The following is a 22,576-nucleotide window of genomic DNA, read 5'->3' as shown; positions in this document are numbered from 1 at the left end:
AATCGCTTCAGGGGGGGATCGGCTTTCTCAGCCCTTTTCGATGACCTGCTTGATCCGCTCCAGGGTCGCCCCCAGGTCGGCCGCGACCTTCTCGCCCCACTCGGCGAAGAACCGGCGCTTGCCGTCCTCGTCCATCTCCGCGGTGATCCCGCGGATCCCCTCGGTGGCGCCGCCCATCCGGAAGTGGTGCACCAGCATGCTGCCGCCGTCCTCCGCGGCCGCGACGTCGAAGGCCCAGACGCTGTCCTGGGCCCGGCCGGCGCTGTCCCGCATGGCCCAGCGGAAGGTCCGGCCGGGCTCGGCGGCGACCACCTCGGCGTGGGTGAACCAGGTGCCGCGCACCACCGGCGCCCAGGCGACGACGTCCGGACTGCGCAGGTTCTCGCCGCGGAACACCGAGCCGACCGCGGACGGCTCGCCGGACACCCAGCTGCCGCCCTGGCACTCCGGGCTCCACTCGCCGCAGCGCGGGAGGTCGCTGATCACGGAATAGACCTCGTCCGGGGCGGCGGAGATCCGGATCTCGGAGCGGGAAAGGAAAAGGGGCGCGGTTTCCGCGCTGCTTTCTGTGATGTCTCCCATGGCCGGAATCCTGGGCGGCGGCGCGCGGGAGGGTCAAAGGCGTGCCGCCGGGTCCGTCAAGTCCGGCCGTGGACCTGACAGATCAGCGTCCGGTCACTTCAGTTCCAGGCCGAAGTGCAGGGCGGTGACCGCCATCCGGTGGGCGTGGTAGAAGCGGTGCGCGCCGTGGTTGGCCGTCCCCGAGTCCAGCTCGATCCGCACGCAGCCGGCCGTCCGGGCCCGCTCCCCGAGCACCGTGAAGAGCCGCCCGCCGATCCCCGCCGAGCGGGCCGCCGGCGCGGTCACCAGGTCCTCGACGAAGAGCAGCCGGCCCCGGCTGGTGGCCAGCACCCGGTGGGTGGCCACCGCCAGGCAGCGCCCCCGCTCGTCGTAGGCGGCGGTGAAGACCAGCCCCTGGGCGTGCGCCTCGGCGGCGAAGGCGGCGAAGCCGTCGGCCCCGAGCGCCGGACGCAGCGCCCGGATCAGCGGTGCGACGTCCCGGTGCAGCTCGGGCGTGCCCGGCCCGATGTCCACCACGGTCAGTTCCATGTCCCGTTCCCCCCGCGGGTCGTGGCGGCCCGGGTGCCCGGGCGCTCCCCCGGGAGGCTACTGCCCGGCGCCGTACACCGCGAGGAACGCCGTGACCCCGTTCGCGACGACCTCGTCGATCCGCTCGGGCGGCATCGGGAGCGCGCCGTAGAAGGTGGGCTGGGCGACGGCGAGGAAGGTCAGCAGGTTGAGCATCCGGGCGGCCTCCTCCGGGTCCGGCACCACCAGCAGCCCTCGCTCGGCGAACTCCGTCATCCAGTGCGTCAGCACCCGGTGGGTCTCCCGCGGGCCGGCCTCCTGCCAGGCCTCCAGCAGCGCCGGGCGGATGTGCAGCGCCTCGGCTTCGATGGTGCGCACCAGCGCCCAGTGCTCGGCGAAGGTGGTGAGCGAGTCGACCCGCTCCAGGCCGAAGTCGATCAGGTCGGTGCGCAGGTCGACGATCTTGCGCAGATGGCGGTCGGCGATCCTGGCCTGGGTGGCGGCCACCGCGGTGGCGCCCTCCAGGACCACCGACTGGAACAGCTGCTCCTTGTCGGCGAAGTGGTTGTAGATGGTGCGCTTGGAGACGCCCGCCTCGGCGGCGATGGCGTCCACGCTGGTCCGGGTGAAGCCCTCGCGGCCGAACACCGTGCGCGCGGCGCGGGCGATCGCCACCCGCTTCTCCGGCATGCCTCGGCGGTCGCCGCCCGGGCCGGTGGCCGGGGGCGTGGGGGCGGTCGTGGCCTGCGGGGCGGTCTGGTCGGTCACGGGAAACCCTCCTTGCGGTGCACTACATCGTGTAGTTTACGACACACTTGACGTGAAGCGGACTTGAAGTCCTACGCTCGACAGACGTCCGGAAGCCCCAGGAGGGAAGGGTTCCATGGCCGTTCAGCTGAACCACACGATCGTCCCGGCGCGGGACGACGAGGAGACCGCCCGCTTCCTCAGCGAGGTCCTGGGCGTCGCCGCCCCGGTGCGCAGCGAGCCCTTCCTGGTCGTCCGGCTCGCCAACGACGTCGCCCTGGACGTGATGCGGGTCGGCGGACCGGTTCCCACCGGGCACTACGCCTTCCTGGTCGGCGACGAGGAGTTCGACGCCATCCTCGACCGGGTCCGGGAGCGCGGGCTCACCTACTGGGCCGACCCCTTCCACCGCCACGCGGGCCGGGTCAACGACTGGTTCGGCGGTCGTGGCGCCTACTTCGAGGACCCGAGCGGCCACAACCTGGAGATCATGACCCGGGCCTCCGGCGACAGCCGGTGAACCGGTCCGACGGTGCGTCAACTCCCGTGGCCGGAAACCTGACAGAGATCGGATGCGGACGGGATTGCTCCGCCCCCGGGCGGGTTAGCCTCCCCGCATGATCGAGACCAAGGGGCCGGTGTACCGGCCCGGCGACGCCGAGTACGACGCCCACCGGACCGGCTACAACCTCGCGCTGGACCACCGCCCGGGCCTGGTGGTGGTCGCCGCCGACCCGCAGGACGTGTCCACCGCCGTCCGGTACGCCGCCGCGAACGGCCTCGCGGTCGCCGTCCGGGCCACCGGCCACGGCATCTCGGTGCCCACCGACGGCGAGCTGGTGATCGACACCGCCGGGCTGGACGGCGTCACCGTCGACCCGGCCGCGCGCACCGCCACCGTCGCGGCCGGCGTCCGCTGGCGCGAGGTGATAGCCGCCGCCGCTCCGCACGGCCTCGCCCCGCTCAGCGGCTCCAACCCGGACGTCGGCGCGGTCGGCTACACCCTCGGCGGCGGCATCGGCCTGCTCGGCCGCCACCACGGCTTCGCCGCGGACCACGTGCGCCGCCTTGAGGTGGTCACCGCCGACGGCCGGCACCGCACCGCCACACCGGCCGCCGAGCCCGAGCTGTTCTGGGCGCTGCTCGGCGGCAAGGACAACTTCGGGATCGTCACCGAGATGGAGATCGGCCTCGTCCCGTGCACCGGCCTGTACGGCGGCGGCCTCTACTTCCCGGCCGAGTCCGCGGCCGCCGCGCTGCACGGCTGGGCCGCCTGGAGCCGGACCGTCCCCGAGCAGCTGGCCACCTCCGCCCAGCTGATCCGCTACCCCGACCTGGAGGCCGTCCCCGAGCCGCTCCGCGGCCGGTACGCCGCCGTGCTGCGGGTCGCCTGGAGCGGCCCGGCCGGGCAGGGAGAGGAGTGGGTGCGGCCGCTGCGGGCGTTCGGCACCCCGCTGCTGGACACCGTGCGCGAGCTGCCCTTCACCGAGGCCGGCACGATCCACCACGAGCCGCCGTTCGCGCACCCCGCGAGCGACCGCAACAGCACGCTGCGCGCGTTCACCGCCGCCACCGCGGACGCCGTGCTGGACCTCGCCGGGCCGGACGCCGGCAGCCCGCTGATCGTCGAGATCCGGCTGCAGGGCGGCGCGTACTCGCGCGAGCCGGCCGTGCCGAACGCGGTCGGCGGCCGGGACGCCGAGTACCTCGCCTTCTCCACCGGAGTGATCGGCCCGTTCGCCCTGGAGGAGCTGCGCGCCGCGCACACCGCCCTGCACGGGAGCCTGCGGCCGTGGTCCACCGGCGGGGCGCTGGCCAACTTCTTCGGGATGGACGACGCCGACCCGGCCACCGTGCGCACCGCCTACCCCGAGCCGGTCCACCGGCGGCTCACCGAGCTCAAGGCGGTGTACGACCCGGGGAACCTGTTCCGGCTCAACTTCAACATCCCGCCCGCCTCCTGATCCCCTCCCGATCTCTGCCACGCTGTCCTCCTGACCTGGTGTTCTGCCCGTTCGGCCGGTCCTCCGGGGCCGGCCGTCGGCGTGCCCGGCAACGGTTCGGGGCCGGTCCGGGCTCTGGTCGGGTGAGGAGGTACTCATGAGAGCCAAGAAGGCCGAGCGGGACGCGGAGTTCAACGCGTTCGTGACCGGTGCCTGGCCGCGTCTGCTGCGCACCGCGTTCCTGCTGACCGGGGACCGCTACCTGGCGGAGGACGTCGTCCAGACCGCACTGGAACGGACCTACGCCGCCTGGGGGAGGGTCACCCGGGCCGACGAGCCGTACGCCTACGTGCGCCGGATCGTGGTGAACGAGCACGCCCGCCGCTTCCGGCGCCGGGTGCCGGAACAGCTGGTCACCGCCGTGCCGGAGCGGACCGGCCCGGACGGCTTCGAGCGGCTGGACGACCGGGCCGCGCTGCTGGCCGCGCTCGGCACGCTGCCGCCCGGGCAGCGCCAGGCGGTGGTGCTGCGGTACTGGGAGGACCTCAGCGAGTCCCAGGCCGCCGCCGCCATGGGCTGCTCGGTGGGCACGGTCAAGAGCCAGGCGTCGAAGGGCATCGCCAAGCTGCGCGAGCTCTCCTCACTCATCACCATGACGAGCATCGGAGGTGCGGCATGAACCGCGACGGGACGCCCGTGGACACGGCGGCCGAGGGCGACGAGGAGGTGGCCCGGGCGCTGTCCGGGCTGGCGGGAACGGTGGAGGCGGGTCCGGCGCCGTACGCGGCGGTGCTGGCCGGCGGCCGGCGGCGGGCGGTCCGGCGGCGGGCGTCGCTGGGCGGCGTGCTGGCGCTGGCCCTGCTCGCGACGGCGGGCGGTGTCGCCGCGGTGAGCGGCGGGGTGGGCGGTCCGGCGGCCGGCAGCGCGACGGTGGCGGTCTCGTCCGCCGACGTCGCGGCCGTCCTCCCGGGCGCCGCCCCGGCCGGGGCGCAGGGCCCCCGGGACCCGCTCGTCCCGACCCGGATCCAGGTGCTCGCGGGCACCGAGGAGGGCAGGCCGTGGAGCGTCTGGGCGGCCCTGTGGCCGGCGCCGGGCAAGGAGCGGATCCACGAGCAGGCCCGGCGGATCTGGGAGGAGGACGCCGCCGCCGGCTACCCGTGGCCCGCGCCGACCGAGGCGTACGTCAACGAGTACGGCACCCCGGACGCCGACCACGTGGTCTTCTACTACGTCCTGGACGGCAAGCGCCTGGCGACCCCCGCGGAGGCCCTCGTCGCACCGCCGGGCTCCCCGGTGGGTCTCCTCTACGGCGATCCGGACTCCTCCGGCAAGGTCTGGCTGGGCCGCCAGGCCAAGAACGGCGAGGCCGACCCGCTGTTCCACGTCCCGAAGGCCCAGGCCGGGCTGATCCGTCCGGGCGTCGCCCGCGCCGAGGTGCGGTGGACCGACGGCGTCACCGCCGAGCCGGCCATCCTCGGCCTCGGCGACTCCGAGGCCCGCTGGATCGCCGTCGCCAAGCGCGGCATCCCGGCCGAGCTGCGGCTCTTCGCCGCCGACGGCAAGCTGATCGCCACCGAGAAGAACTGGCTGGACAGCTGACCGACCGCCGGAGCCGCGTGCCACCCCGGGCGCGCGGCTCCGGCGCGGCCGTCAGTGCGCGCCGAGCGGGCTCGGCCGCGCGGCGCTGTCCGGCTCGGCGTCGTTCGGCTCCGCGTCGTTCGGCTCCGCGTCGTTCGGCTCCGCGTCGTCGGGCTCGGCGCGGTCCGGTGCGGCGCGGTCCGGTGCGGCCGGCAGCCGGCGCCGGACGCCCTGGGCGGTGAGCGCCAGCGGCCGGTAGCCGAGCGCCGAGGCCGAGGCGTGCGCCCGGTCGGCGAGTTCGGCGGCCCGCTCGGCCTCGCCCTGCTGGAGGGCGGCCTCGGCGAGCCCGACCAGCGCGTGCAGCTCGGCCCGCCGGTAGCCGAGCCGGCCGGCCAGGGCGAGCGCGGCGCCGTACCGGGCGGCGGCGGTGGCCGGACAGTCCGTGGCCAGCGCGGCGGCGCCGGTGGCGTTGAGGCACTCGGCCTCCGTCCAGCTGTCGCCGTGCGACTCGGCCGCGTGCAGGGCCTCGCGGGCCGCGGTGTGGGCCTCCTCGGTGCGCCCGGCCTCGGCGTGCAGCCGGCTGAGGACGGCCAGTACCAGCGCCTCGGCCCGGCGGTGGCTGCCGGTGCGGCCGAGCGAGAGCGCCGCCCGCAGCGACTGGACGGCGTTCCCGGGCCGGCCCAGCGCGGCGTGGGCCATGCCGAGTTCGGCCAGCGCCATGGTCTCCAGGGCGTCCGAGCCGATGGTGCGGGCCAGCCGCAGGCAGCGGGTGTAGTGGCGGTAGGCGTCGGGCCGGTTGCCCGAGTCGAACTCGGTGCGGGCGAGCGCGGCGAGCGAGACGGCGAGGCCGAGCGGGTCGCCGTTGCGGGTGTGCAGTTCGACGGCCTCGGTGAGCAGCGTCCGGGCCTCGGCCAGGGTGCCGCGGATCCAGGCGGCGCGGCCGAGCTGGTCGAGCGCGGCCGCCGCGATCTGCGGCCGGCCCAGTTCGCCGGCGAGCGCCAGGGCCTGCCGGGCGTAGTCCTCACCGGCCGTGATCCGGCCGGAGTTGTGGTTGGCGTCGCTGAGGTTGATCAGCATGACCGCCTCGGCCCCGCGGTCCCCGGCCTGCCGGGCCGCGGCCAGGCCGGACTCGGCCAGCCCGGACCACTGGGCGAGCCGGGCGTGCTGCTTGCAGAACGGCCGCAGCGCGTCGGCGAGCTGCCAGGCGACCGGGAGCGGCCCGTGCTCGGCGGCGTACCGGACGGCGGCGGTCAGGTTGGCGAACTCCGCGCACAGGTCCCCGCCGTCCCGGGCGGCGCGCCCCGTCTCGGGGGTGACCACGCCCGCCTGGTCGACGCTGCGGCGCGGGGCCGGGCCGCCGCTGCCCGCCGCGGCGGCGGTCGCCACGTACCAGCCGAACAACCGGCCCATCGCGGTGGTCCGTTCACCGGCCGTCAGCCGCTGGTGGGCGCGCTCGTGGGCGAAGAGCTGCAACAGCTCGTGCGGGAACCGGTAGCGGTCCTCCACCCGCTCCAGCAGGTTGGCGACCTCCAGCTCGCGCAGCTGCCGCTCGGCCGTGGCCGGTGGCGAACCGGCCATCGTGGCGGCGGCGTCCACGGTGAAGTCCGGCCCGGGGACGAGCCCGAGCAGGCAGAAGAAGGTGCGGACGTTGGTGCGCAGCAGGTCGTAGGAGAGGCCGAGCGAGCCGGCCAGCGCGGTCTGCGCCTCGTCCGGCGCGGAGAGCGCGGCCACCCGGTCGACGGTGAGCTCCCGGGCGATCCGGCCGAGCGGCACGTCGGAGCGGTAGGCCGCGTTGGCGGCGACGATCCGCAGCGCCAGCGGCAGGCCGGCGCAGAGCCGGACGATCTCGTCCACGGCGGCCGTGTCGTCGCCCTGCCCGGGCTGCAGCAGCGCGTTCACCAGACGGTGCGCCTCGGCGGCCGGCAGCACCGGGACGACGAGCCGGTGCGCGCCCTCCCGGACGGTCAGGCTCACCAGCCGGCGGCGGCTGGTGACCAGCACCGTGCTGCCGCCGCCCCCGGGCAGCAGCGGCCGGACCTGGTCGGCGTCCCGGGCGTTGTCCAGCACCACCAGCACGCTGCGGCCGGCCAGCAGCGAGCGGTAGAGGCCGATCCGCTCGTTGACGCCCTGCGGCACCCGCTCGGCGGGCACCCCGAGGGCCCGCAGGAAGCCGCCCAGGACCTCGGCGGGGCCGGCCGGCGCGGCCCGGCCGTGGCCGTGCAGGTCGGCGAAGAGCTGGCCGTCGGCGAACAGCGGCGCGGCCCGGTGGGCGACGTGCAGGGCGAGCGCGGTCTTGCCGACCCCGGCGGTGCCCTCCAGGCAGACCAGCGACAGCGTGCCGTCGGCGGGCCGCAGCAGCTCGGCGAGCCGGTCGATGTGCTCCCGGCGCCCGGTGAACCCCCTCGGGCCGGGCGGCAGTTGGGCCGGCCGGGGAACGTCGGGCGCGATCGCCCGGGGCGCCGGCGGGGCGGGCGGCCCCACCGGTCCCACCGCTCCGGCCGCCGACATCGGCACCGGCGCCGACGGCCGGTCCCGGACCTCGGCGGGCGCGGGCGGATCGGCCGGGGTCAGCCGCAGGACCCGCTCCTGGGCGGCGCGCAGGTGCGGCCCCGGGTCGAGGCCGTGCTCGTCGGCGAGCAGGCGGCGGACCCGCTCGTACACCTCCAGCGACTCCGCCTGCCGCCCGGACTGGGCCAGCGCCAGCACCAGCTGGGCGTGGAACCGCTCGCGCAGCGGGTGCTCGGCCGCCAGCCGGCGCAGTTCCGGGATCCGGCCGGCCAGCCGGCCCAGCTCCAGTTCCAGGTCGAAGAGGTCCTCCAGCGCGCCGAGCCTGGCCTCGGCCAGCCGCAGCCGCAGCGGCTCGATGCCCGGCCCGTCCACGCCCTGGGCGAGCGGCCCGCGCCAGAGCGCCACCGCCTCGGTGAACGCCTCCGCGCCGCCGGCCGCGTCGCCGTTCGTCCGCCGCGCCCGCCCGTCGACGAGCAGTTCCTCGAACCGCTCGACGTCCACCGTGCCGGGCGCGGCCAGCACGTAGCCGGCATCCGTCCAGGCCAGGGTGGCCAGTCCGGCGAGCGCCCGGCGCAGGCCGGAGACGTACTTCTGCACCAGGTTGACGCTGCGCCCGGGAGCGTCGGCGCCCCAGACCAGCTGGACGATCCGCTCGGTGTGCACCGGACGCCCGCTGTTGAGCAGCAGGACCGCGAGCACCGCCCGCTGCCGGGGCGGTCCGAGGTCCGCCGCGAATTGTCCCCGTCTGACCCGTACCGGTCCGAGAACCTCGAACCACACGTCGTCAGCCAACGCTCCCCCCAAAGCAGTTGTGACGTCTCGCCCCCACGCGGACGTTACCACCGGCCGGCGGAGGGGCCCCGGATCGTTACCGCATCGTTTGTGTAGGCTCCGCCGCTCCTGGGCAGGGACATGACCGACGCCGGTGTGCCGCCGCCCTCCCGGCGGATCCCCCTCCCGCGTCCCCTCCCGCCGCTTCCCGCCGCTTCCCGGGCCCTTCCCGGCGCCTTCAGCGGACGGTCAGCGCGGCCCCGGACAGTTGCCGCAGGCCGGGAGCCGCGAGGACCCCGGCCGTAGCCGGTGAGAGGACCGGTCCGTCGCACCGAGGCCGTCCCGCGGTCGGACCGTCCTGTCGAGCCGTTTATCCGGGAAACCGATGTTGCCAACGGGGGGATCTGCATGAACGCCACACCCGAGCTGCTGAGACTGCCGGACTCCGAGGAGTCCCGGAACCACGCGCCCACCACCGAGTTGAGCTTCGCCTCCACCGTGCCGCGCGACCTGGTGCACCGCGCCGCCATCGCCGAGGTGTTCGTCACCGACTCGGCCCGGGTCGGCGATCCGGACCCGGAACGCGACGAGCACACCTTCGAGGTCGCCGCCCAGCTGCCGCGCGCCCACGTCGTCGGCGAGCGCGGCGGGAGCTACGACTTCCTGCTGCTGGTCGAGGTCCTGCGTCAGTCCGGCGTCCTGGTCGCGCACCGGTACCTGGACGTGCCGCTGGACCGCGCCTTCATCTTCAGCTCGCTGAACCTCACCATCTCCGGCCTGGAGGCCCTGCGGATCGGGCCGCGCCCGGCGCACGCCGTGCTCTCCACCACCGTCCGCCCCAAGCGCAACCCGGCCGGCCGGGTGCTCGGCTTCGACTTCACCGGCGTCTTCTGGCTGGACGGCGTGCAGGCCATCGTCGGCTCCGGCGCGCTGACCTTCGTCACCAACCGGGCCTTCCAGATGCTGCGGGCCGGCAACCGCAAGAAGCTGGAAGGGCGTTCGCCGCGCCACCCGCAGCTGCTGCGCTCCGCGCCCTCCCTGGTCGGCCGGCGGGACGCGTCCAACATCGTGCTCACCGAGCCCGCCGTCAGCGAGTCCGGCACCGCCTCGGCGCTGCTGGTGGTGGACACCGACCACCCCCACCTGTTCGACCACAAGCTGGACCACGTGCCCGGCAACCTCCAGCTGGAGGCCGCCCGCCAGCTGTCCGTGGCGGCCGTCGCCAAGCTGCACGGCCTGCCCGCCGAGAGCCTGGTGGTCACCGCGGCGAAGGCCGACTTCACCGACTTCGCCGAGCTGGACCTGGTGACCAAGGCGGTCGCCGAGGTCGGCGACGCCAGCTTCGACGGCGCGCTCGGCGCCGTGACCGTCCCGGTCCGGATCACCGTCTCCCAGGAGGGCAACACCGTCGCCACCCTCGCCATCGAGGTGACCCAGTGGAGCTGAACCACCTCGTCCCGTCGGCCGACGGCATCGACACCGTGGTCCTCGACTACGGCGGCGTGCTGACCAACCCGCTCGCCGAGACCTTCACCGAGTTCGGGGTGCGCACCGGCCTGGACCTGCAGGCCATCGGCACCGCCTTCGCGGCCGCCACCGCACGCCACGGCGTCAGCCCGATGGCGGAGCTGGAGGTCGCGGCGATCACCGAGCAGGAGTTCACCGAGCGCCTGCTGGCCGAGCTGCCGCCCGGCTCCGCCGCCGCCCTGGGCGGCCGGCCGTTCGGTGAGCTGTGGTTCCAGGGCCGCCGGGCCAATGCCCAGCTCGTGGACTTTGCCCGGCAGTTGAAGTCCGGCGGCTACCGGATCGCGCTGCTCACCAACAACGTGGTGGAGTGGAGCCCCCGCTGGCGGGCCACCCTCCCGGTGGAGGAGCTGTTCGACGTGGTCGTCGACTCCTCGGCCGAGCGCGTCCGCAAGCCGGACCCGGAGCTGTACCTGCGGCTGCTGGAGCGGCTCGACACCCAGGCCCGGCGCTGTCTGTTCATCGACGACACGGCCGAGAACCTCGACGCCGCCCAGCGGCTGGGCTTCCACACGGTGCTGTTCGAGAACACCGCGCAGACCGTGCGCGACGTCTCCGAGCGGCTGACCGCCCAGGCCCTGCGCGAGGTCTCCAGCCGGCTCGGGCACCCCCTGGCGGAGGACCTCGGCCGCCCGGCCGACGGGGCGCTCCGATGACGGCGCCGCAGGTCCTCGTGGTCGGGGCCGGCCCCACCGGCCTGACCGCGGCCTGCGCCCTGCTCCAGCACGGGGTGCCGGTGCGCCTGGTGGACCGCCGGGAGTGCTTCGCCGCCGAGCCCAAGGCCCTGGTGATGTGGAGCGGCGCCCTGGAGGCGCTGCACCGCCTGGGCGTGGCCGACGCCGTCGCCGAGCGGGCCCTGCCGCTCACCGGCGCCTCGTACTGGTCGAACGGTCGCCGGCTGGCCGGCGTCTCCTTCGGCACGCTGACCGGCACCCGCTTCCCCGGGCCGCTCTGCGTGCCCCAACCGGTCACCGAGGAACTGCTCTACGAGCGGCTGCTCGGCCTCGGCGGCCGGGTCGAGTGGGCCACCCGGGCCACCTCGGTCGAGGTGGCCGGCGATCGGGCGGTGGTCCGGCTGGAGTCGGCCGGCGGCGCGGTCGAGACCGTGGCCGTCCCCTGGCTGATCGGAGCCGACGGCGTCCGCAGCACCGTCCGCGAGGCGCTCGGGATCCCCTACGAGGGCAGCAGCTACGACCGGGAGTTCGTGCTCGGCGACGGCCGGATCGCCGGCGACCTGCCGCCCACCGAGGCGCAGTACCACCTGAGCCCGGACGGCGTGCTCGTCCTGGTCGCCCTGCCCGAGGGCGGCCACCGGATCTTCTTCGACCTGCCCCCGGGCAGCCGGACCGGACCGCCGGACGACGCCGAGCTCCAGCAGCTCCTGGACGCCCGCGGCCGCGGCCGCTGGACCGTCGAGGAGACCTGGTGGACCAGCCGCTTCCGGGTGCACACCAAGGTGGCCGCCACGTTCCGGCAGGGCCCGGTGTTCCTCGCCGGGGACGCCGCGCACGCCCACAGCCCGGCCGGCGGCCAGGGCCTCAACACCGGTGTCCAGGACGGGTTCGACCTCGGCTGGAAGCTGGCGGCCGTGCTGCGCGGCGGCGACCCGGCGCTGCTCGACAGCTACGACCCGGAGCGCCGTCCCACCTCCGCCCGGGCGGTGCGCAACTCCGAACGGCAGACCAGGCTCTGGCTGCTCAAGCCGCGCCCGGCCCGCGCCCTGCGCGACCTGCTGCTCGGCGTGCTCTCCCGCAGCGGCGCCCTGGAGCGCCGCATCGTTCCGGAACTCGCCCAACTCGACCTCGATCTGACGGCCAGTCCGGCCGTCGGGCGCACGCCCGCGCCGGGCGGTCCGACCCCCGGCCGACGGCTCGGTGACGCCCCGCTCCGCCCGGTGGGCGGGACCGCTGCCACCTCCCTGCACGGCTACCTCGCGACCGGACGGCACACCGTGCTGGTCGCCGGATCCGGGCAGGAGGCCGCGACGGCGGCCGAGGAGGCCGCCACCGAGCTGACCCGGCGCGGCGTGCGCGATCTCGCCGACGTCCTGCTGCTGCTGCCGCCGGACGGGCCCGTGCCCGTACCGGCGGGGCCGTCCGGCCACGACCTCGCGGCCGGCCGGCTGCCGGGCGGGCAGGCCGGGGCGGCGGCCCTGGCCTGCCACCTGCGCCCGGACGGGGTGGTGGCCCGGGTCGTGACCCTGGACCGGCCCGGCCGGGTGGGCGAGCTGCTCTCCGCGCTGCCGACCGGGCAGCGCTCCGCCACCCCCGCTCCGTGAGGTTCCCGATGCTCAAGCGACTCGGCCGGGCGGTCACCGCCCGGCCCTGGTCCGCCCTCCTCTTCGTGGTGGTCTTCCTGGTCAACGCGCTGGTCGTGGGCACCGGCGTCACCGACCGCCTGCACAACGGCGGCACCTCCGACCCGGGCTCCGAATCGGCGCGCGCCGCCGTGCTGCTGGAGCACTCCTTCCCGGCCAGCTCGCCCAACCTCGTCCTGGAGGTCTCGGCGAAGGCCGGCGGCTCGGTGGACGACCCCGAGGCGGCCCGGGCCGGTGCCCGCCTCGGCGAGCGGCTCGCCTTCGAACCGGACGTCGTCGGGGTCACCTCGTACTGGCAGACCGGCGTCGAGGGCCTGCGTTCCGCCGACCGCGGCACGGCACTGATCGTCGCCCGCATCGAGGGCGACGAGAACCACGCCAAGGACGTCTTCGACCGGCTGGCCCCGCGCTACCGGGGCAGCCCGGCCGGTCTGGAACAGCTGGACGTCCGGCTCGGCGGCACCGTCGCGGTCCGCGAGGAGATGCAGTCCACCATCGCCGACGACCTGGTCCGGGCCGAGCTGATCGCGCTGCCGATCACCCTGCTGATCCTGGTGCTGGTCTTCCGCGGCCTGATCGCCGCCCTGCTGCCGCTCGCCGTCGGGATCTGCGCGATCCTCGGCACCAACGCGGCGCTGCGGGTGATCACCGGCTTCACCGAGGTCTCGGTGTTCGCCCAGAACCTCACCACCGCGCTGGGCCTGGGCCTCGCCATCGACTACGCGCTGCTCATCGTGCGGCGCTTCCGCGAGGAACGCGAACGCGGGCTGGAGGTCCGCGAGGCCGTCGCCACCACCCTGGACACGGCCGGCCGCGCGGTGCTGTTCTCGGCGCTGACCGTCGCCGTCTCGCTCTCCGCGATGCTGGTCTTCCCGCTCTACTTCCTGCGCTCCTTCGCCTACGCCGGCATCTCGGTGGTGCTGATCGCCGCCGCCGCCGCGCTGGTCCTGCTGCCCGCCCTGCTCACCCTGCTCGGCGGCCGGATCGACGCGCTCAAGATCCGGCTGCCCGGCGGCGCGGCGCGCCCCGGCCGGGAGCCCGGCGCGGGCTGGCACCGCACCGCCACCCTGGTGATGCGGCGCGCCCCGCTGTTCGCGCTCGGCATCACCGCCCTGCTGCTGGTCGCCGGACTGCCCTTCCTGCGCGTCCAGTTCGCCGCCGCCGACGACCGCCAGCTGCCCACCGGCTCCGAGGCACGGGTGGTCCAGCAGACCATCCGGGACGGCTTCACCGCCAGCGCCACCGGCGTCATCGACGTGGTGGTGCACAGCGGGGCCACCGGGAACACCGGCGCCGGCAGCCCGGACCGCGAGGAGCTCGGCCGGTTCGCCGCCGGGCTCTCCGCGCTGCCCGGCGTCACCGAGGTCTCCACCCCGCTCGGCGACTACCGCTCCGGCGCCCCCTCCGGCGAGTCCGGTCCGGCCGACAGCGTCCGGTCCGCCGACGGCCTCGGCCACCTCTCGGTGGTGCCCGCCGCCGGCGGGGGCGACGTCTCCCAGGCGAACCAGGACCTGGTCGGCGAGATCCGCCGGGCCGGCGCCGGCTTCCCCGCCCTGCGGCCGGTGGTCGGCGGCCAGGCGGCCACCCTGGTCGACAGCAAGCACGCCATCGCGGTGCGCCTGCTGCCGGCCGGCGCGCTGATCGTCGGCGCCACCCTGCTGCTGGTCTTCCTGCTCACCGGCAGCCTGCTGATCCCGCTCCAGGCGGTGCTGCTGAACGCGCTCAGCCTGACCGCGATGTTCGGCGTCGTCGTCTGGGTGTTCCAGGACGGCCACCTGTCCGGCCTGCTCGGCTTCACCCCGACCGGCGCCGTCGAGACCACCCTGCCGGTGCTGATGTTCTGCGTCGCCTTCGGCCTCTCCATGGACTACGGGGTCTTCCTGCTCTCCCGGGTCAAGGAGGAGTACGGCCGCGGGCACGACCCGCGCAAGGCCGTCGCCGACGGCATCCGGCACACCGGCGGGCTGATCACCGCCGCCGCGCTGATCCTCTCGGTGGTGCTGGTGGCGATCGGGACCTCCCGGATCACCAACACCAAGATGCTCGGCCTCGGCGTCGCGCTCGCCGTGCTGGTCGACGCGACCGTGGTGCGCTGCCTGCTCGTCCCCGCCGTGATGGCCCTCGGCGGCCACGCCACCTGGTGGGCCCCGGCGCCGCTCAAGCGGTTCCAGGAGCGCTTCGGGCTGCGCGAGGAGCCGCTCGCCCCGGCGGGCGGCCCGGGCGGTGCGGACCGCCCGGACGCCGGTTCCGGTCCCGACGGCCGGCCCGACCCCGACCCCGATCCCGACCCCGGCCCGGGGCCCGTCCTCGCCGCGAAGGAGTCCTGATGACCGACCAGCGCACCCCGCCGGGCCGCGTCGTGGTCACCGGCGCCACCGGACTGCTCGGCACCGCCGTGGTCCGCGAGCTGCTGGCCGCGGGCCACGAGGTGACCGCCCTGGTCCGCGACCGGGAGAAGGCCGGGCGGCTGCTGCCCGCCGACGAACGGCTCACCGTCCTGGCCGGCGACATCACCGACCCGGCCGGCTACCGGCCGGCCCTGCCCGGCGCGAGCGGCGTCGTCCACACCGCCGCCTACTTCCGGGAGTACTACCAGCCGCAGCCCGACCTGGGCCGGCTGCACGCCGTGAACGTCGACGCGGTGACCACCCTGCTCCGCGAGGCGGTCGACGCCGGGGTGCCCCGGGTGGTGCACACCAGCTCGATCAACACCATCGGCCGGGGCACCACCGGGTTCCCCGCCGACGAGGACACCCCGCCGCCCGCCGACTGGCGGCGCAACGGCTACCGGGCCAGCAAGGTCCGCGCCGAACAGGCCGTCGCCGAGTTCTGCGCCCGCGAGGGGATCACCGTCCCGCTGGTGCTGCCCGGCTGGATGTGGGGACCGGGCGACGCCGGACCCACCTCGGCGGGCCGGCTCTTCCTCGCCGTCGCCCACGGGGACCTGCGCGCCGTCCCCCGGGCCGGCAACCACGTGGTGGACGCCCGCGATGTCGCCGCCGCCTGCGTCCGCGCGCTGACCCACGGCACCGGGCTGCGCCGCTACATCGTCGCCGGCTCCTGGTACGGCCTGCACGACCTGGTCACCGGCATCGCCGCCGCCACCGGCGCCACCGCGCCCCGGCAGATCCCGGCCGCCGCGGCGCTCGGCTTCGCGACCGCGCTGGAGTACGGCGCCAGGCTGCGCGGCCGACCGCCGGTGGCCACCCGCGAAGGTGTCCGGGTGCTGCTCGACGGCACCCGCACCCGGCTCTCCTCCGCCCGCGCGGAGCGTGAACTCGGCGTCACCTTCCGCCCGCTGGCGCAGACCCTGTCCGACGAGGCGCGCTGGTACCGCGAGCAGGGGTGGCTGCCGTCATGACCCCTCCCACGCCCCCGTCCCCGTCCCCGGACCCCGCTCCCACCCCGTTCGACGAAAGGGCCGCGACCGTGCCCCGTTCCAGGAAGACCGCCCTGCTGACCGTCGCGGCCGCACTGATCGCCCTGACGCCCGCGGTGGCCGCCGTCGCGGTCCGCGCCGACGACTCCCCGAAGCCCGGCGCCCCGACCGCCGCCGCCACCGGAGCGGCCGCCCCCGCCCCGGCCCCCGGCGCCGAACAGGCCGCCGCCGACACCAAGGCCCGGCTGGCCGCCGAGTCCATCGTCGACGTCCCGGTCCGCTTCACCGTCCAGAACGTCAACCGCACCCTGGCCGCCTGCCCGGTGGACGGCAGGACCTACCAGGTCACCGGTCATCTCACCGCGCCCAAGGCGGTCCTCGACGGCGGTGCGGGCCCGCGCGCCGTCACCCTCTACGAGCACGGCATCGCGGCCGGCGAGTGGTACTGGCGCCTCGACGCCCCCGGCTACCACCACACCGAGGAACTGGCCAAGAAGGGCCACGCCTCGCTCACCATCGACCGGATCGGCTACGGCGGCAGCGACAAGCCCGACGGCTTCGGCAGCTGCATCGGCGGCCAGGCGGACATCGCCCACCAGATCGTGGAGCAGCTGCGGGCCGGCGGCTACCGGACCGAGCAGGAGGGCCGCGCCGCCGTCCCGTTCGACAAGGTCGTCCTGGCCGGCCAGTCCAACGGCGGCCAGGTCTCCCAGATCGAGGCCTACTCGTTCCAGGACGTCGACGGCCTGGTCCTGATGGACTGGACCGACCTCGGCCTCACCCCGCAGGCCAACGCGCGCTTCTTCTCCTCCCTGCAGACCTGCCTGCGCGGCGGCTCGGCCGCGGACGGCGCGGGCGGCCCCGGCGGCTACGCCTACTACGACCTCGGCAGCGAGGAGTTCAAGGCCGGCAACTTCCACGACACCGAGCCCGGCGTGGTCGCCCTCTCCGCCCCGCACCAGAACCGCCACCCCTGCGGCGACATGGCCTCCCAGCTCGGCTCGGTCCTGGTCGACCTGCGGCACCTCAAGGACATCAAGGTGCCGGTGCTCTTCCTCTACGGGGAGAAGGACGCCCGCGTCCAGGGCGGCGCCGAGCACCGCGCGCTGTTCACCGGCACCACCGACACCCAGCTGATCGAGATCCCCGGGGCCGGCCACTACATGGGCATGGCGCGCAACGCCCCCCAGGTCCACGCCTCCCTCGCCGACTGGCTGACCAAGCACCAGTTGCGCTGAACCGAACGCCGGCCGGGGGCGGCACCGTCCCCCCACCTCATGTCTGGAGACCAGTTGTCATGACGCTCACCCTCGAACCCGGGGTCGACCAGCGGGTGCCGCTGCTGCGGAGGCTGGGCCGACTGCTGGTCGACCGGCGGCGCGCGGTGCTGATCGCCGGCACCGTCGTGCTGGTCATCGCCGCCGCGCTGGGCGCCGGCGCGCAGAAGGCGCTCTCGCTGTCGCGCTTCGAGGCGCCCGGCTCGCAGTCGAACCGGGCGGAGCAACTGCTGCACCGTGAGTTCGGCCACGGCAGCCCCAACATGATCCTGCTGGTCACCGCCAAGCACGGCACCGTCGACGACCCCGCCGTCGCCGCCGCCGGCCGGGCGCTGGCCGAGGAGCTCGGCGCCTCGGCCGGCGTCCGGACCACCGGCTCCTACTGGGCGCAGGACAACAGCCCCGCGCTGGCCGCCACCGACCGCGGCAAGGCCCTGGTCACCGCCTGGCTGGACGGCACCGCCACCGAGTCCCGGGAGCGGCTCGCCGACCTCTCGCCGAAGTTCACCCGCGAGACCGCCGACATCAAGGTCGAGGTCGGCGGCCAGGACGAGGTCTTCCGGCAGGTGGGCGCCCAGGCCCGCAAGGACTTCCTCGGCGCCGAGGCGATCGTGCTGCCGATCGTCCTGCTGCTCCTGCTCGCCGTCTACCGCCGCTGGTCGGCCGCCGGGCTGACCATCGGCGTCGGCCTCTTCTCGGTGCTCGGCACGCTGACGCTGCTGCGCGGGGTCACCGCCTTCACCGAGGTCTCCACCTTCGCCGCCAACCTGGCCCTGGTGATGGGCCTGGGGCTGGGCATCGACTACAGCCTGTTCATGATCTCCCGCTTCCGCGAGGAGTCCGCGGCCGGCCACGACAAGCACACCGCCGTGGTCCGCGCCGTCGAGCGGGCCGGCCGCACGGTGATCTTCAGCGGCATCACCGTGGCCATCTCGCTGCTCGCCCTGTTCGCCTTCCCGTTCCCCTTCCTGCGGTCCTTCGCGTACGCGGGCGTCTTCGTGGTGCTCACCGCGATCGTCGGCGCCGTCGTCCTGCTGCCCGCCGCGCTCGCCGCCGTCGGGCACCGGGTGCTGCGGCCGGGCGCCGCCGGAGCCGCCCGCCCGGTCGAGGACGGCCGCTGGTACCGGCTCACCCGCCGGGTGATGGCCCGCCCGCTGGTCTGGGGCACCGCCGTGGTCGCCCTGCTGCTGCTCGTCGGGGCGCCGTTCCTCGGCGTGAAGTTCGGCCTGCCCGACGAACGGGTGCTGCCGGCCGACGCCACCAGCCGGGTCGTCCAGCAGCAGGTCCGCGACGCCTTCCCGGCCCGCGAGACCGACGCCCTCCAGGTCGTCGCCACCGGCGTCGCCGACCCGAAGGGCACCACCGGACAGACCGGGGACTACGCGGCGAAGCTCTCCGCCCTGCCCGGCGTCTTCCAGGTGGACACCTTCACCGGCTCCTACGCCGGCGGAAAGCTGCGCACCCCGCCGACCGCCGACTCCGCGCGCTTCGCCACCGGCTCCGGCGTCTGGCTCACCGTGATCCCCGAGGAGGCCGCGCTGGCCGGGGACATGCCCGGGCTGGTCGGCAAGGTCAGGGACGAGGCCGCGCCCTACCAGGTGCAGGTCGGCGGCTTCCCGGCCGACATGACCGACTTCCGCTCCCGCCTGCTCGGCGCGCTGCCCCTGGTGGCGGGACTGATCCTGGTGCCGACCTTCATCCTGCTCTTCCTGATGACCGGCAGCCTGCTGATCCCGGCCAAGGCCACCGTCTCCAACCTGCTCAGCCTCACCGTGATGTTCGGCGCCCTGGTCTGGGGCTTCCAGGACGGCCACCTGGCCGGCCTGCTCGACTTCACCTCGGCCGGGTCGATGGAGCCCAGCATCCCGATCCTGATGTTCTGCATCGCCTACGGGCTGTCGATGGACTACGAGGTCTTCATCGTCTCCAGGATCAAGGAGGAGCACGACCGCGGCGTGGACACCGAGACCGCCGTCGCCACCGGCATCCAGCGCAGCGCCCCGCTGATCACGGCCGCCGCGGGCATCCTGGCCCTGACCTTCGCGGTCTACGCCACCGGGTCGGTCGTCTTCCTCAAGGAACTCGGCGTCGGCCTCGCCCTCGCCGTCCTGGTCGACGCCGTACTCGTCCGGGCGATCCTGCTGCCCGCCGTGATGCGCCTGGCCGGCCCCGCCAACTGGTGGGCCCCCGCCCCCCTCCGCCGCCTCCACGCCCGCTTCGGCCTCACCGACTGACCCACCCACCCCCCCCGGTCCCGGGGCGGCCCCCGCCGCCCCGGGACACCCACCAGACCCGGAACGGGCGGAGCCCAGAACGCGAAAGGCCCCGGAGAGAATCTCTCCGGGGCCTTTCCGCCTTTTCAGGCTCCTGTGGCCAGGGCCGGGGTCGAACCGGCGACCTTCCGCTTTTCAGGCGGACGCTCGTACCAACTGAGCTACCTGGCCGTACTGCACCGTCTCTTGCGAGACGAGCGATCCCGACGGGACTTGAACCCGCGACCTCCACCTTGACAGGGTGGCGAGCTAACCAACTGCTCCACGGGACCTAGGAGTGGCGAACCACTTCAGGTCTTGCGGCACAACACTTTACTACGGTACTGCGTGCCCCCAACGGGATTCGAACCCGTGCTACCGCCTTGAAAGGGCGGCGTCCTGGGCCACTAGACGATGAGGGCTTGCGGCCTGTCCGGCTGTTTCCAGCGTTCGGGGACGTCGAGAAGCATATGGGATGTCGGGCCGAACGCCAAAACGGGTTTCGGCCGGGCGGGCGGCGGGGGTCAGGACCAGCCCAGCTCGTCGAGCTCGTGGTCGTCGAAGCCGAAGTGGTGGGCGACCTCGTGGATGACGGTGGTGCGGACCTCCTCGACGACCCGCTCGCGGTCGTCGCACAGGCGCAGGGTCGGGCCGCGGTAGACGATGATCCGGTCCGGCAGGACGCCCGCGTACCACTCGCCGCGCTCGGTGAGCGGGGTTCCCTCGTAGAGGCCGAGCAGCTCCGGGTCGGCGGGGTCGGGCTCGTCCTCGACGAAGACGGCGACGTTGTCCATCATCGCGGCGAGTTGCGGCGGGATGCGGTCCAGCGCGTCGGCGACCAGTACCTCGAACTCTTCCCGGGTCATCTCCACCGGTTCATTGTCGGGTCTGCGATGACGGTGTGCCAGGCGGTCGGAGCCGGTGTTTCATGGGGCTGTGGCGACCTCGGAGGATGTGGTGGCGGACGGTGCGGCGGCCGGTGCGGTGCGGCGGCGGCCGCCGGTGCTGCGCGGGCAGGGGCCGGCGGTGGCCGTGGTGGCCGTCGGCGGGGCGCTGGGCGCGAGCGCCCGGTACGGCGCGGGGCTGCTGTGGACGACCGGGCCCTCGGCGTTCCCGTGGACGACGCTGCTGGTGAACGTGGTGGGGTGCGCCGTGATCGGGGTCTTCCTGGTGGTGGTCACCGAGGGCCGGCCGGCCCATCCGCTGCTGCGGCCGTTCTTCGGCACCGGCGTGCTCGGCGGGTTCACCACCTTCTCGACGTACGCGGTGGACACCCGCCGGCTGCTGGAGGAGGGGCGGCCGGAACCGGCCCTGGCGTACCTGGGGCTGACCCTGGTGGCGGCGATGGCGGCGGTCTGGGCGGCGGCCGCGGTGACGCGCCGTCTGCTGCTGCGCGGGGCCGGGAGGCGGGCGTGAGCGGGGAGACGGGTGTGACGGGTGCGACGGAGTCCCCCCGGCTGGGCGGGCCGGCGCTGCGGCTGACGGTGCTGGTCGGCGAGAACGACCGGTGTCACCACCGCCCGCTGTACAGCGAGATCGTGCACCGGGCGCGGGCCGCCGGGCTGGCCGGGGCGAGTGTGTTCCGGGGGGTCGAGGGGTTCGGCGCGTCCTCGATGGTGCACACCGCGCGGCTGCTGTCGCTGAGCGAGGACCTGCCGGTGGCGGTGGTGATCGTGGACACCGAGGACCGGGTGCGGGCGTTCCTGCCCGAGCTGGCGGAGCTGGAGGTGGAGGGGCTGGCGACCCTGGAACGGTGCGAGGTGCTCCGGTACGCCGGGCGGACCGGCGGGCCGGCGACGGGGCCGGGGCCGGGGCCGGGGGAGGCCGGGGCGTGAACTGGCTGCTGGTGGTGGCGGGCGCGATGGTCGGCGCGCCGCTGCGGTACCTGACCGACCGGGCGGTGCAGTCCCGGCACGACTCGGTGTTCCCGTGGGGGACCTTCGTGGTGAACGTGTCCGGCTGTCTGATCCTCGGGCTGGTGACCGGGGCGGTGGCGGTCGGCGCCGCGTCCTCGCACGTCCAGCTGCTGCTCGGGACCGGGCTGTGCGGGGCGCTGACCACGTACTCGACCTTCTCGTACGAGACGCTGCGGCTGACCGGGAGCGGGGCCGGGCGGTACGCGCTGGCCAATGTGGCGGGCAGCATCGCGGCGGGTCTGGCGGCGGCGTACGCGGGGGCGGGGCTGGCCTCGGCGCTCTGGGGCTGAGCACACGCAGGGCCGTGGGGCCGGGCGCGGCGCTCCGGGGCCCGTCCGGGTGCTTCCGGGGCCCCACCCGTGTCCGGGCGCCCGGCAGACGCGTTGGACACCCGCAAGGGTGGCCGTGCGCGGTGGGTGGGCGGTCCGGGCGGGGCGGGTGCAGGAGAGGGACTCGGTGGCGGCGATGCGTGCGGTGCGGGTGGTGCGTGCGGTGACGGAGCGGGAAACGGCGGTGGTCCGGAGCGCCGTGGTGCGCGGCGCGGCGGTGCTGGCGGTGGCCGGGCTGGGGCTGACCGGCTGCATGTCGGTCGGGCCGGGTGCGGAGGAGAAGCGCGGTGTGGTGCCGGTCGGCCAGGTCGGAACGCCGACCAGGCCGGGGGCGACCCCGTCGGCCTCGCCGAGCGGCGGCGGACACCCGGGGGGTGCGGTGGGGCGGTCGGAGCGTGCGGTGGGCGCGCAGGCCCAGAGCGCGCCGACCGGGGGGATGAACGCGGCGCCCGGTGAGTCGGCCGGCGGTGCGGTCGGTGCGGCGGGTGCGGGCGGCGGCAACGGCGGGGGCGGTGCGATGGGCGCGCCCGCCGGCGTGGAGCCGGTGCCGGCGGCGGCCCCCGGTGAGGCCGCGCCCGGCGCGACCGGCACCACGGGGGGCGCGAGCGCCAGCCCCGCGCCCCGTCCGGGCGCCGGCGGTACCAGCACGGGCGGAGCGGCCGGGGGTGCGGCGGGCAGCGGCGGCGCGGGCGGCAGCGGTCACCCCTCCGGCGGGGCCGGGAGCACCGCGGGCGGCGGAACCGGCGGCTCCGGCGGCTCGACGGCGCCCGCCCCGGCGGCCAGCCCGACCGGGCACTCGTCCTCCCCGGAGCCCGGCCACACCACGCCCCCCGCCCCGACCGCCACCACGGCCCCGGAACCGACCTCCGCCCCGAGCGTCACCGCGCCCACCAGTTCGGGTGCGCCGGGCGGCCACTAGCGAGGGGCTGTCTTCGGACTACCCCCG

20 protein-coding genes and 3 tRNA genes are annotated in these 22,576 nt (G+C 75.3%); 15 read left to right on the top strand and 8 right to left on the bottom strand.

All coding sequences use genetic code 11. The features are described from left to right. Positions 1-27: 27 nt before the first annotated feature. From ACFVVU_RS06045 to ACFVVU_RS06035, 3 genes are all read right to left on the bottom strand, one after another. Entirely contained in the window at positions 28-582 is a 555-nt protein-coding gene (locus tag ACFVVU_RS06045) for an SRPBCC family protein (RefSeq protein ID WP_380684769.1), read from the bottom strand. Positions 583-675: 93 nt separating this feature from the next. Beyond that, complete coding sequence (locus ACFVVU_RS06040; protein ID WP_380684770.1) at positions 676-1,110, bottom strand: GNAT family N-acetyltransferase; 435 nt, start codon at positions 1,108-1,110, stop codon at positions 676-678. A gap of 57 nt (positions 1,111-1,167) precedes the next feature. Beyond that, positions 1,168-1,857, bottom strand: a complete 690-nt coding sequence (locus ACFVVU_RS06035; protein ID WP_380684771.1) for a TetR/AcrR family transcriptional regulator — start codon at positions 1,855-1,857, stop codon at positions 1,168-1,170. A 115-nt stretch (positions 1,858-1,972) separates the two neighbouring features. Here ACFVVU_RS06035 and ACFVVU_RS06030 point away from each other — a divergent pair, with 115 nt between their 5' ends. From ACFVVU_RS06030 to ACFVVU_RS06015, 4 genes are all read left to right on the top strand, one after another. Further along, positions 1,973-2,356, top strand: a complete 384-nt coding sequence (locus ACFVVU_RS06030) for a VOC family protein (RefSeq protein ID WP_355367086.1) — start codon at positions 1,973-1,975, stop codon at positions 2,354-2,356. Positions 2,357-2,453: 97 nt separating this feature from the next. Next, a complete protein-coding gene (locus tag ACFVVU_RS06025; RefSeq protein ID WP_387788542.1) occupies positions 2,454-3,800 on the top strand; it encodes an FAD-binding oxidoreductase in 1,347 nt (448 codons plus the stop codon). A gap of 136 nt (positions 3,801-3,936) precedes the next feature. Continuing rightward, a complete protein-coding gene (locus ACFVVU_RS06020) occupies positions 3,937-4,458 on the top strand; it encodes a SigE family RNA polymerase sigma factor (RefSeq protein ID WP_380684773.1) in 522 nt (173 codons plus the stop codon). After that, on the top strand, positions 4,455-5,378 hold the full coding sequence (locus ACFVVU_RS06015) for a hypothetical protein (RefSeq protein ID WP_387788541.1): 924 nt from the start codon (positions 4,455-4,457) through the stop codon (positions 5,376-5,378). Before ACFVVU_RS06020 ends, ACFVVU_RS06015 begins: the two co-directional genes overlap by 4 nt. Before the next feature lie 51 nt (positions 5,379-5,429). Here ACFVVU_RS06015 and ACFVVU_RS06010 read toward each other — a convergent pair whose 3' ends face one another. After that, entirely contained in the window at positions 5,430-8,657 is a 3,228-nt protein-coding gene (locus ACFVVU_RS06010) for a BTAD domain-containing putative transcriptional regulator (protein WP_387788540.1), read from the bottom strand. A 387-nt stretch (positions 8,658-9,044) separates the two neighbouring features. On the opposite strand from ACFVVU_RS06010, the gene ACFVVU_RS06005 reads away from it, so the two are divergent. The 7 genes from ACFVVU_RS06005 to ACFVVU_RS05975 all read left to right on the top strand — a co-directional run bounded on the left by ACFVVU_RS06005 (position 9,045) and on the right by ACFVVU_RS05975 (position 19,367). Beyond that, positions 9,045-10,082 (top strand): ScbA/BarX family gamma-butyrolactone biosynthesis protein, encoded by a 1,038-nt coding sequence (locus ACFVVU_RS06005; RefSeq protein WP_380682246.1) that lies wholly within the window; start codon positions 9,045-9,047, stop codon positions 10,080-10,082. Then, positions 10,073-10,816, top strand: a complete 744-nt coding sequence (locus ACFVVU_RS06000) for an HAD family hydrolase (protein ID WP_380682247.1) — start codon at positions 10,073-10,075, stop codon at positions 10,814-10,816. Before ACFVVU_RS06005 ends, ACFVVU_RS06000 begins: the two co-directional genes overlap by 10 nt. After that, positions 10,813-12,438 carry an FAD-dependent monooxygenase gene (locus ACFVVU_RS05995; RefSeq protein ID WP_387788539.1) on the top strand — a complete coding sequence of 542 codons (1,626 nt, stop codon included), beginning with the start codon at positions 10,813-10,815 and terminating at the stop codon, positions 12,436-12,438. The genes ACFVVU_RS06000 and ACFVVU_RS05995 overlap by 4 nt, the downstream gene beginning before the upstream one ends. An 8-nt stretch (positions 12,439-12,446) precedes the next feature. Then, complete coding sequence (locus ACFVVU_RS05990; RefSeq protein WP_387788538.1) at positions 12,447-14,804, top strand: MMPL family transporter; 2,358 nt, start codon at positions 12,447-12,449, stop codon at positions 14,802-14,804. Beyond that, complete coding sequence (locus ACFVVU_RS05985) at positions 14,804-15,838, top strand: NAD-dependent epimerase/dehydratase family protein (RefSeq protein ID WP_387788537.1); 1,035 nt, start codon at positions 14,804-14,806, stop codon at positions 15,836-15,838. Before ACFVVU_RS05990 ends, ACFVVU_RS05985 begins: the two co-directional genes overlap by 1 nt. A gap of 68 nt (positions 15,839-15,906) precedes the next feature. Continuing rightward, positions 15,907-17,094, top strand: coding sequence for an alpha/beta hydrolase (locus ACFVVU_RS05980; RefSeq protein WP_387788536.1), 1,188 nt, complete (start codon positions 15,907-15,909; stop codon positions 17,092-17,094). A gap of 59 nt (positions 17,095-17,153) precedes the next feature. Further along, positions 17,154-19,367: an MMPL family transporter gene (locus ACFVVU_RS05975; RefSeq protein ID WP_387788535.1), complete on the top strand. Its 2,214-nt coding sequence runs from the start codon at positions 17,154-17,156 to the stop codon at positions 19,365-19,367. A gap of 136 nt (positions 19,368-19,503) precedes the next feature. Here ACFVVU_RS05975 and ACFVVU_RS05970 read toward each other — a convergent pair. The 4 genes from ACFVVU_RS05970 to ACFVVU_RS05955 all read right to left on the bottom strand — a co-directional run bounded on the left by ACFVVU_RS05970 (position 19,504) and on the right by ACFVVU_RS05955 (position 20,251). Next, a tRNA-Phe gene (locus tag ACFVVU_RS05970) sits at positions 19,504-19,577 on the bottom strand. Between the two features lie 27 nt (positions 19,578-19,604). Continuing rightward, positions 19,605-19,678 (bottom strand) — tRNA-Asp (locus ACFVVU_RS05965). 56 nt (positions 19,679-19,734) lie between these two features. After that, positions 19,735-19,807, bottom strand: a tRNA-Glu gene (locus tag ACFVVU_RS05960). A gap of 102 nt (positions 19,808-19,909) precedes the next feature. Next, entirely contained in the window at positions 19,910-20,251 is a 342-nt protein-coding gene (locus ACFVVU_RS05955) for a metallopeptidase family protein (RefSeq protein WP_355367122.1), read from the bottom strand. A 70-nt stretch (positions 20,252-20,321) separates the two neighbouring features. On the opposite strand from ACFVVU_RS05955, the gene crcB (ACFVVU_RS05950) reads away from it, so the two are divergent. From crcB (ACFVVU_RS05950) to ACFVVU_RS05935, 4 genes are all read left to right on the top strand, one after another. Then, a complete protein-coding gene (crcB, locus tag ACFVVU_RS05950) occupies positions 20,322-20,801 on the top strand; it encodes a fluoride efflux transporter CrcB (RefSeq protein WP_387788534.1) in 480 nt (159 codons plus the stop codon). Positions 20,802-20,815: 14 nt separating this feature from the next. After that, the gene (locus ACFVVU_RS05945; RefSeq protein WP_387788691.1) at positions 20,816-21,220 is read left to right on the top strand and encodes a DUF190 domain-containing protein; all 405 of its coding nucleotides are present in this window, start codon (positions 20,816-20,818) and stop codon (positions 21,218-21,220) included. Beyond that, positions 21,217-21,591, top strand: coding sequence for a fluoride efflux transporter CrcB (gene crcB, locus ACFVVU_RS05940; RefSeq protein WP_380682257.1), 375 nt, complete (start codon positions 21,217-21,219; stop codon positions 21,589-21,591). Before ACFVVU_RS05945 ends, crcB (ACFVVU_RS05940) begins: the two co-directional genes overlap by 4 nt. A 166-nt stretch (positions 21,592-21,757) precedes the next feature. Next, on the top strand, positions 21,758-22,549 hold the full coding sequence (locus tag ACFVVU_RS05935; protein WP_380682258.1) for a hypothetical protein: 792 nt from the start codon (positions 21,758-21,760) through the stop codon (positions 22,547-22,549). The last annotated feature ends 27 nt before the right edge of the window (positions 22,550-22,576 follow it).

This window comes from Kitasatospora sp. NPDC057965, from assembly GCF_042887135.1.
Classification (GTDB): Bacteria; Actinomycetota; Actinomycetes; order Streptomycetales; family Streptomycetaceae; genus Kitasatospora.
This window is presented reverse-complemented; position numbering and strand designations above follow the sequence as displayed.

Excerpts from the sequence above, each read along its gene's own strand:
- ACFVVU_RS06045 (WP_380684769.1), bottom strand. The coding sequence starts at position 582 with ATGGGAGACATCACAGAAAGCAGCGCGGAAACCGCGCCCCTTTTCCTT.
- ACFVVU_RS06040 (WP_380684770.1), bottom strand. The coding sequence starts at position 1,110 with ATGGAACTGACCGTGGTGGACATCGGGCCGGGCACGCCCGAGCTGCAC.
- ACFVVU_RS06030 (WP_355367086.1), top strand. The coding sequence starts at position 1,973 with ATGGCCGTTCAGCTGAACCACACGATCGTCCCGGCGCGGGACGACGAG.
- ACFVVU_RS06025 (WP_387788542.1), top strand. The coding sequence starts at position 2,454 with ATGATCGAGACCAAGGGGCCGGTGTACCGGCCCGGCGACGCCGAGTAC.
- ACFVVU_RS06020 (WP_380684773.1), top strand. The coding sequence starts at position 3,937 with ATGAGAGCCAAGAAGGCCGAGCGGGACGCGGAGTTCAACGCGTTCGTG.
- ACFVVU_RS06015 (WP_387788541.1), top strand. The coding sequence starts at position 4,455 with ATGAACCGCGACGGGACGCCCGTGGACACGGCGGCCGAGGGCGACGAG.
- ACFVVU_RS06005 (WP_380682246.1), top strand. The coding sequence starts at position 9,045 with ATGAACGCCACACCCGAGCTGCTGAGACTGCCGGACTCCGAGGAGTCC.
- ACFVVU_RS05995 (WP_387788539.1), top strand. The coding sequence starts at position 10,813 with ATGACGGCGCCGCAGGTCCTCGTGGTCGGGGCCGGCCCCACCGGCCTG.
- ACFVVU_RS05990 (WP_387788538.1), top strand. The coding sequence starts at position 12,447 with ATGCTCAAGCGACTCGGCCGGGCGGTCACCGCCCGGCCCTGGTCCGCC.
- ACFVVU_RS05985 (WP_387788537.1), top strand. The coding sequence starts at position 14,804 with ATGACCGACCAGCGCACCCCGCCGGGCCGCGTCGTGGTCACCGGCGCC.
- ACFVVU_RS05975 (WP_387788535.1), top strand. The coding sequence starts at position 17,154 with ATGACGCTCACCCTCGAACCCGGGGTCGACCAGCGGGTGCCGCTGCTG.
- ACFVVU_RS05955 (WP_355367122.1), bottom strand. The coding sequence starts at position 20,251 with ATGACCCGGGAAGAGTTCGAGGTACTGGTCGCCGACGCGCTGGACCGC.